This window comes from Dyadobacter sp. (assembly GCF_051859145.1).
Taxonomy (GTDB): Bacteria; Bacteroidota; Bacteroidia; order Cytophagales; family Spirosomataceae; genus Dyadobacter.
On record NZ_JBHYGF010000198.1, the window covers coordinates 1 to 7,720 of the forward strand.

At 49.6% G+C, this 7,720-nt stretch carries 4 protein-coding genes and 1 pseudogene; 2 read left to right on the forward strand and 3 right to left on the reverse strand.

All coding sequences use genetic code 11. From position 1 onward, the window contains the following. Positions 1-113: 113 nt before the first annotated feature. The 3 genes and pseudogenes from ACTIE6_RS12640 to ACTIE6_RS12650 all read right to left on the reverse strand — a co-directional run bounded on the left by ACTIE6_RS12640 (position 114) and on the right by ACTIE6_RS12650 (position 6,108). Positions 114-1,301: an alpha/beta hydrolase-fold protein gene (locus ACTIE6_RS12640; RefSeq protein ID WP_439556984.1), complete on the reverse strand. Its 1,188-nt coding sequence runs from the start codon at positions 1,299-1,301 to the stop codon at positions 114-116. 72 nt (positions 1,302-1,373) lie between these two features. After that, on the reverse strand, positions 1,374-2,879 hold the full coding sequence (locus tag ACTIE6_RS12645) for a DUF1501 domain-containing protein (RefSeq protein ID WP_439556985.1): 1,506 nt from the start codon (positions 2,877-2,879) through the stop codon (positions 1,374-1,376). A 3-nt stretch (positions 2,880-2,882) separates the two neighbouring features. Further along, positions 2,883-6,108 (reverse strand): annotated as a pseudogene (locus tag ACTIE6_RS12650) (DUF1553 domain-containing protein). Between the two features lie 107 nt (positions 6,109-6,215). Between ACTIE6_RS12650 and ypfJ the strand changes: the two are divergent. Both ypfJ and ACTIE6_RS12660 read left to right on the forward strand, forming a co-directional pair. Then, positions 6,216-7,064: a KPN_02809 family neutral zinc metallopeptidase gene (gene ypfJ / locus ACTIE6_RS12655; protein ID WP_439556986.1), complete on the forward strand. Its 849-nt coding sequence runs from the start codon at positions 6,216-6,218 to the stop codon at positions 7,062-7,064. Between the two features lie 117 nt (positions 7,065-7,181). Next, positions 7,182-7,562, forward strand: coding sequence for a response regulator (locus ACTIE6_RS12660; RefSeq protein ID WP_439556987.1), 381 nt, complete (start codon positions 7,182-7,184; stop codon positions 7,560-7,562). Positions 7,563-7,720: the final 158 nt, after the last annotated feature.

The following is a 7,720-nucleotide window of genomic DNA, read 5'->3' on the forward strand; positions in this document are numbered from 1 at the left end:
GTCAGTTCCTTTGCCGCCCAGCCGCCGCTGATTCCCGTACCCACCACAATCGCATCGAACGTACGGGCCTTTTCTGCATCTATATTGAAGTATGCCATTTTCGTTTGTTCAAATCAGGGTTTGTTTTTCCATAAGTTGGGCAGCAGCTTGTCGTGTAAAAGCATCCGCCAGGTACCCCAGTCGTGCGCACCTTCGCCGCCGATGAAGTATTCGTGTTTTACACCGATTTTTTCAAGCGCCGCGTGCGTTGCCTCCGATCTTTTACCAACAAAATCCAGTTCGCCGCTGCCAAGTCCCACCAGCAGGTAATCCACTTTATCTTTGATTTTAGGATCATTGAAAAAAGCAGGGTTCAGTTTCTCAGGTTCCAGGTCTCCCGCACTCAGGATACCAAACGAACTAAACAGGTCAATCGCATTAAAGCCGACTGCCTGGGTATGTCGGCCGCCCATGGATAGTCCCGAAATCGCGCGCGACTTCCGGTCTTTAACCGTACTATAATGTGAATCCACGAATGGCACGATCTGCTTTCTCAACTCTGCTTCGAAAAGCTTGTAAGTTTTTTCCAAATGCTGCGGATCAGACCGGTGTAAAACCTGGTTATTGGGCATTGCGATGATCATCGGCTTGATTCCGCCTGCTGCGAGCAGGTTGTCCGCTATGAAGTTGGCGCGCCCGTCGAGCTCCCATCCATTTGCCAGCTCGCCACTTCCGCCGAGCAGGTACAGCACGGGATACTTCTTTTTGGGATCATAACCAGGTGGTGTGTAAACGAACATTTCACGTTCGCCATTCAAAATGTCGGAATGGTAAATGTGCCGGGTTACACTTCCGTGTGGTACATTTTGTGCATCGTAGTAGGCAGGTTTGCTGTCGTGCACAACCACATTGCTATACCCCGGCTGGTTTGCGCTGCCTGTCAATGTATTATTGGGATCAACAACCGGCACTCCGTCGAGTAAAATCCGGTATACATAAATATTCGGTGTGACCGGGCCCACTGTGAGCGACCAGTTACCTGCATTGTCTTTGGTAAAAGGGATTGGATCTTTTGATTTCAACGCGAGCAAAATCGGTCCGCCGGTAAGCGCTACCTTTTGCGCATCCGGCGCTTTGAGCCGGAACGTGATCGTGTGATCATCATGCACCTCAGGTGAAATCGCGCTACCTCCGTAAGGCACGAGGTTTTGCGTGTTCTTTTGCGGATTAAAATCCAGGTTTACATTGGCCTGCTGCGCATTAACGGCTTGCGTCGCGATCATAGTTGCCGAGGCAAGCAGCGCGGATTTAAGTATTTTCATTGATTTAAAACAGATAAAACAGCAGGCGGGAGCCTGTTTTATTCAAAGACGATCAAATGCGAAGATTACCTGTCAGGCGAGAATTGGTTTAACGAGATTTCCGTGCACATCGGTCAGCCGGAAGCGGCGGCCCTGAAATTTATAGGTAAGCCGCTCGTGATCAACGCCCATCAAGTGCATTAAAGTCGCGTGAAAATCGTGTACATGCACCGGATCTTTCACAATGTTATAGCTGAAATCGTCCGTTTCTCCATAGCTCAATCCAGCCTTCACACCTGCGCCCGCCATCCACATGGTAAAACACCTCGGGTGATGGTCGCGGCCATAATCATCTGCGGTTAATTTGCCTTGTGAGTACACAGTACGCCCGAACTCTCCGCCCCAGATCACCAGCGTATCGTCCAGCAAGCCGCGCCTTTTCAGATCGATAACCAATGCGGCGGTGGCCTGGTCGGTGTCTTTGCATTGCTTTGCTATCCCTTTTGGTAAACCGCCATGCTGGTCCCAGCCCTGGTGATAAAGTTGTACAAACTTCACATCTTTTTCCAGTAGCTTTCTTGCCAGAATGCAATTGGCCGCATAAGTGCCCGGGTCTCGGCTGTCTGGACCATAGAGATCGAATACTTCTTCGGGTTCCTGACTCGTATCCATTACTTCCGGTACAGAAGTCTGCATTCGGAACGCCATTTCATATTGGGCAATGCGGTTGGCGATCTCGGGATCACCGTAGGAGTCATTTTGCAGCTGGTTGAGTTTGGTTAAATATTGCAGCATTTCAGCACGATCTGCACCATCGTAACCCTCGGGATTGTTCAAAAACAGAACGGGATCTTTGCCCGACCTGAACTGGGCTCCCTGGTGCCGCGATTCCAGAAAGCCATTTCCCCATAACCTGGCATAAAGCGGCTGGTCTTTGGGTGCATTTTTGGAAACGAGGACAATGAAAGTAGGTAGATTATGATTGTCCGAACCCAGTCCGTAGCTTACCCAAGAGCCGATGGAAGGCCGGCCTGGAAGCTGGTTTCCTGTTTGGAAAAACGTAATCGCCGGATCGTGGTTGATCGCTTCGGAATAAATTGATTTTACAATGCAAAGCTCATCCACAACCTGGGCGGTATAAGGCAGCAGCTCACTTACCCAGGTGTCATTCTTTCCGTGCTGATTGAACTTGTAAATGGAAGGTACCATCGGCAATGCACTCTGGCTGGCGCTCATGCCCGTAAGCCGCTGACCTTTTCGGACGGAATCAGGCAGGTCCTGACCAGCCAGGCTTACCAGTTTCGGTTTATAATCAAACGTCTCAAATTGCGACGGACCGCCGGCCATAAAAAGATAAACGACACGCTTGGCTTTGGGCGCAATGTGCGGCAAAGCTTTGAGAATGTCCGCTTCCAGGTCGGTCCCGCCTGCCGCATTCCGGTTCGATGATCCAGCCACTTTACCCAAGCCAAACAGGGAGCCCATTGCCATTGCACCCAGTCCGAGGGATGTTTTGGTTAAAAACCGCCGGCGCTCCAGTTTCTGGTGCAAGTTGTCAAAGTCTGGTGAATGCAGCCGGAATTCGTCTTGGTGTGACATCGCTTATCTTTTGGTTAAACTGGCGTCAGAATTGAGGATCGTACTTGCTACTACGCTGTTGGCAGCTATCAGCGCAGGGTCCATTTTCATAGTAATCGGGTATTGACCGCTTCGAAGCCAACCATTTGCCTTTTCAGGATATTTCTCAAATTTTCCTCTCTGCATTTTTTGCAGCAAAATCAGCAGGTCCAGTTCTTTGGACGGAGGCATTCTGCCCGTCAGTTTGCGATATGCAATCGTTATAGCGGCTTTCGGATCGGTTATTCTGGTCATTTGTTCGCCGAGAACTTTGCACGCTTCCACGAAAGTGGGATCATTCAATGTGACCAGAGCCTGCAATGGCGTGTTGGTTTTTTGTCTTCTTACCACACAAAAGCTGCGCGAAGTAGCGTCGAAAGTGGATAGGGTCGGGTGGGGTACCGAGCGTTTTACAATCACATACAGGCTCCGCCGGTAAACAGCGTCGCCCGAATCAGGTACATAATTGCTGCTGTTGATGGACCATAAACCTTCCGGCTGGTAGGGTTTAATGCTTTTTCCGCCGATTTTCCTGTTTAATAAGCCGCTCGCGAGCAGCGCATTGTCGCGGATCATTTCTGCGGATATTCTGTTGGAAGGCCCGCGGGCAAGCAGCCTGTTGTCAGGATCCCGCTCTCTTACCTCCCGGCTCACCCGCGAATCCTGCCGGTAAGTAGCGGACATGACAATCAATTTGTTGAGCCTTTTCATATCCCAGCCAGATTCCCGAAAAGTCACTGCCAGCCAGTCGAGCAGCTCGGGGTGGCTGGGCATTTCTCCCTGGTTGCCGAAATCTTCGGTGGTTTTCACCAGGCCGGTACCAAAGAAGTTTTGCCAGAGCCGGTTTACAGCTACGCGCGCGGTAAGCGGGTTGCCCGGCGCTACCAGCCACTGTGCAAGTCCGTACCGGTTTTTGGGTAAATGGTTGGGGAATGCGAGAATGGATTCGGGTGTCGCAGGGTACACCTTTTCGCCGGGCACATCGTAATTTCCTCTCAGCAACACCCGCGCTTGTTTCGGTTTGGGCATTTCCTGCATGACCATCAGCTCAGGTACATTTTCTAGTGAATCGGCCAGTTGGGTGCGGTTCCGCTTCAATGCGGCGCGCATTGCGGCAGCTTCCCTGTTTTCTGCTGCCAGGTAATAATCTTTGAGGATTTGCTTTTCACTGGCTGAAAGTTGTGCAGGTAACTTGGCCGCAGGCGTAGTCCAGGATGCTTTTTTAGCAAGAACAGCGATTTCAAAGGGAGTTAATGCGCGATTGTAAACTGTAATGTCGTCAACCTGTCCGCCAGTGAGTCCAAAGCCGCGCCACCATGCTCCGATTTGTAAACCCGGCTGAACTGCTGATTTGAACAAAATATCTTTCGTAAGCTGGTCCATTGTTATTTCCATAGCCAGCTCTGTTCCATCCTGGAAAAGCCGGAAGCCAGCTGCCCGCGAAGAACCGTCGTACTGCATTGTTAAATGGATCCATTTATTTCGGGTGACCTGCTGTTTTGAAATCCGGGTAATTGCATCCGAAGGAGCAGTATGCGCCATGTTGATTTCCAGGTGGTCATTTTTGAGGTACAAATGATAGCCCCGAAAGTTGTAAAGCCGCTCCGCCTGACTTTTATGAAAGATGACGCCCTCTTTCAAGTCTCCCGGAATGAATACGCGGATACCAATGCTGAAAGGATCCGATTTTCTGAAAACACCGGCTTGCCCCAGGTCCAGGTATACATCCCCATTCAAACGCAGCGCTTTGCCGCCAGGTGTGTCTGTAAACTCAGGCTCCCCGGCCGCACTGCCAGCTTCCCGTTTCATAGTACCTGCATTTTTGGGGTTTATGGCGTCTCTCAGGGTGCCGCTATCAAATGAGAAATGTGCTTGCAGGCCGGTTTGCGGAATAGCTTGTTTTGCCAATTTACGGTATGTACCCTTTGAAATCCATTGATCAAAATCAATATCAGCTATCGTTTCTGATTGTTTTAGGCTGTCTTCTGATTGTTTGATCCGGGTTTTGATAAATGCCAGCACTTTTTCCTGGGCAGGAGTAGGCAGCAGCAGCGTAGGAGTAGGCAGGGCATCGTCCCAGGAAATTTGTCCTGCTTCTTTAACATTATTGAAGAAGCTGAAAAGCTCATAATAGTTTTTCTGCGAAATGGGATCGTATTTGTGATCGTGGCACTTGGCGCAGCTTACCGACAGCCCGAGAAATGCATCTCCGAAAGTATTGGTACGGTCAACCACATACTCCGTTTGAAACTCTTCTTCGATAATCCCACCTTCCATATTCTGCTGGTGGTTGCGATTGAATGCAGTCGCTACCCGCATATCTTTGGTTGGGTTTGGCATTAAGTCGCCTGCAAGTTGCCAGGTGATAAACTGATCGTAATGCATGTTCCTGTTGAATGCCCCGATCACCCAGTCGCGGTAAGGCGACATATCCCGCAGCCTGTCCACCGTATACCCGTGTGAGTCAGCAAAACGTGCAAGGTCGAGCCAGTCTACGGCCATTTTTTCACCATAATGGGGAGACGCAATGAGCCTGTTAACTTGTTTCTCGTATGCATTGGGGGTATTATCTTTCAAAAAATTGTCCAGTTCTTCCAGGGTTGGCGGCAGGCCGGTCAGGTCAAGGGATAACCCTCCTCAGCAGCAGTTCCTTACCTGCCTGTGCGGAAGGTTGCAGCTTTTCTTCTTCCAGTTTTTGAAAAACAAAATGATCGATGGGGTTAACAGCGAGGTTTGTCCAGCGTGTCGCAGGTATCTCCTGTTTTTCGGGCTTTACGAATGCCCAATGCGGCTGGTATACGGCGCCTTCCCTGATCCATTTAATCAGTATCGCTTTTTCATTCGCCGAAAGTGAGAGGTGCGACTCCGGCGTGGGCATTACGTACTCAGGATCAGCGGAGATAATGCGGTGAAAGAATTCACTATCAGCCAGATCGCCCGGCTCAATCGCAGCCCGGCCGGATTTTTTGGAGATTTTTTCGTAGGCTGATCCCGGAAGGTCAAGGCGCAAACCGCCTTTTTGCTTGGCTTTATCGGGTCCGTGACAGGCAAAGCATTTATCTGAAAGTACCGGTTTTACGTGGCGGTTATAATCCAGTCTGTCCGGCAATTCCGACAGCGCTACTTCCACTTCTTTGGGAAGCTGCGGCGAGCACCCTGTGAAACCATAGCCGGCAAAACAACAGATTAGATAAACGATCGCCTTTTTCATCTGAGGTAAAAGCGGTTCTTTATCTAAATATAATTTAAGATTTACTATAATGGCATATTATTAGCATGTCTTCTAAAAACCTTACACTAATCTAAACTTTACACAAAATGCGTTGGCAGGATTTAGGAAGAAGTAGCAATGTTGAAGACCGCCGGGGTATGTCGGGAGGCGGCAAAGTAGCTATCGGCGGAATAGGCGCTGTGATTGTGCTCGTCATCGGACTGTTGACGGGCCAGGATCCCGGTGTGATCCTTGGTAACCTTCAAGGTAACGAGAGTGCAGAGCAGGTACAAACCCGCCCGCCGGGCCCGCGGCCGGATGACCGTACTGCCGATATGGTGTCGGCGGTGTTAAAAAGTACCGAAGATGTGTGGAGCAATATATATGCTGAAAACGACGCACAGTATGAAAAGCCCCGTCTGCAGATCTTTGAAAATGCTACGCAAAGCGGTTGTGGAAGCGCCTCGTCAGCAATGGGGCCGTTTTACTGTCCTGCCGACCACAAAGTGTACATTGATCTGTCCTTTTGTGACCAGCTGAGAACACGTTTCAAGGCGCCGGGTGACTTTGCGGTAGCCTATGTAGTTGCGCATGAAGTGGGTCATCACGTCCAGAATTTAATGGGGATATCCGAGCAGCTGCAACAGCAAAGAGGGCGGATCAGCGAAGCCGAGTACAACAAGCTTTCGGTAAAACTTGAATTGCAGGCCGACTTTCTTGCAGGTGTTTGGGCGAATCATGCGCAGGAAATGAGCAATATTCTCGAACCCGGCGACCTGGAAGCGGCATTGAAAGCAGCGAATGCGATCGGTGATGATAAGCTGCAGAAAGAATCGCAGGGTTATGTAGTGCCCGATGCATTTACCCACGGTACTTCTGAGCAGCGGATGTACTGGTTCAAAAAAGGCTTTGATACAGGCGATTTGAACCAGGGTAAGTACGAAAACATCAGGTAAGGGCGGCGACATTTTTCCGGATAAATCGGGTGCAAGAATTGCAGGAACCTGCCTTTGCCCATTGCATTGATTTTCAATATTGCTAATTTGCATTCAGATTTATCCGGCCCCTTTTAAATGCTCTACCAAAACATTCTTCTGATTGATGATGATGAAGATGATCAGGAAATATTCCTGAGTGCACTCGAAAATGCAGCGGAATCGGTCAAATGCGTGACGTTCAGTAATGCTGTTCAGGCATTTGAAAAGCTGCAAAAAAGCGAGCTGGATACGGATATCATCTTTCTTGACCTCAACATGCCTTTGATGAACGGACAGGAATTTCTTACCCAGCTCAAAAAGCAGCAGGACCTGAAAGATATCCCAGTCATTATCCTGTCTACTTCTTCCAACCAGAACACTATCCAGCAGGCCAAAAAGCTGGGTGCAGCTGATTTCATCACCAAGCCGCACAGCTTCGACGACCTCGTGCAGATTCTCAGGAGGGTTTTGGTTTAGTCGAAAAGCTTTTCACTGGACCGCATTATACCACGATAAGCTGCGCAACACCTTTCGTTCTGAGCGCTTTCTTAGTTTCTTCCTCAATCCCGCTGTCAGTAATCAGGCACGAAATCGCAGACAATTTTGCAAATTTGATATAGCTGTCCCGACCGATC

What these genes read in the sequence shown, in the direction of transcription:
- ACTIE6_RS12660 (WP_439556987.1), top strand. Translation starts at nt 7,182, where the DNA reads ATGCTCTACCAAAACATTCTTCTGATTGATGATGATGAAGATGATCAG.
- ACTIE6_RS12645 (WP_439556985.1), bottom strand. Translation starts at nt 2,879, where the DNA reads ATGTCACACCAAGACGAATTCCGGCTGCATTCACCAGACTTTGACAAC.
- ypfJ (WP_439556986.1), top strand. Translation starts at nt 6,216, where the DNA reads ATGCGTTGGCAGGATTTAGGAAGAAGTAGCAATGTTGAAGACCGCCGG.
- ACTIE6_RS12640 (WP_439556984.1), bottom strand. Translation starts at nt 1,301, where the DNA reads ATGAAAATACTTAAATCCGCGCTGCTTGCCTCGGCAACTATGATCGCG.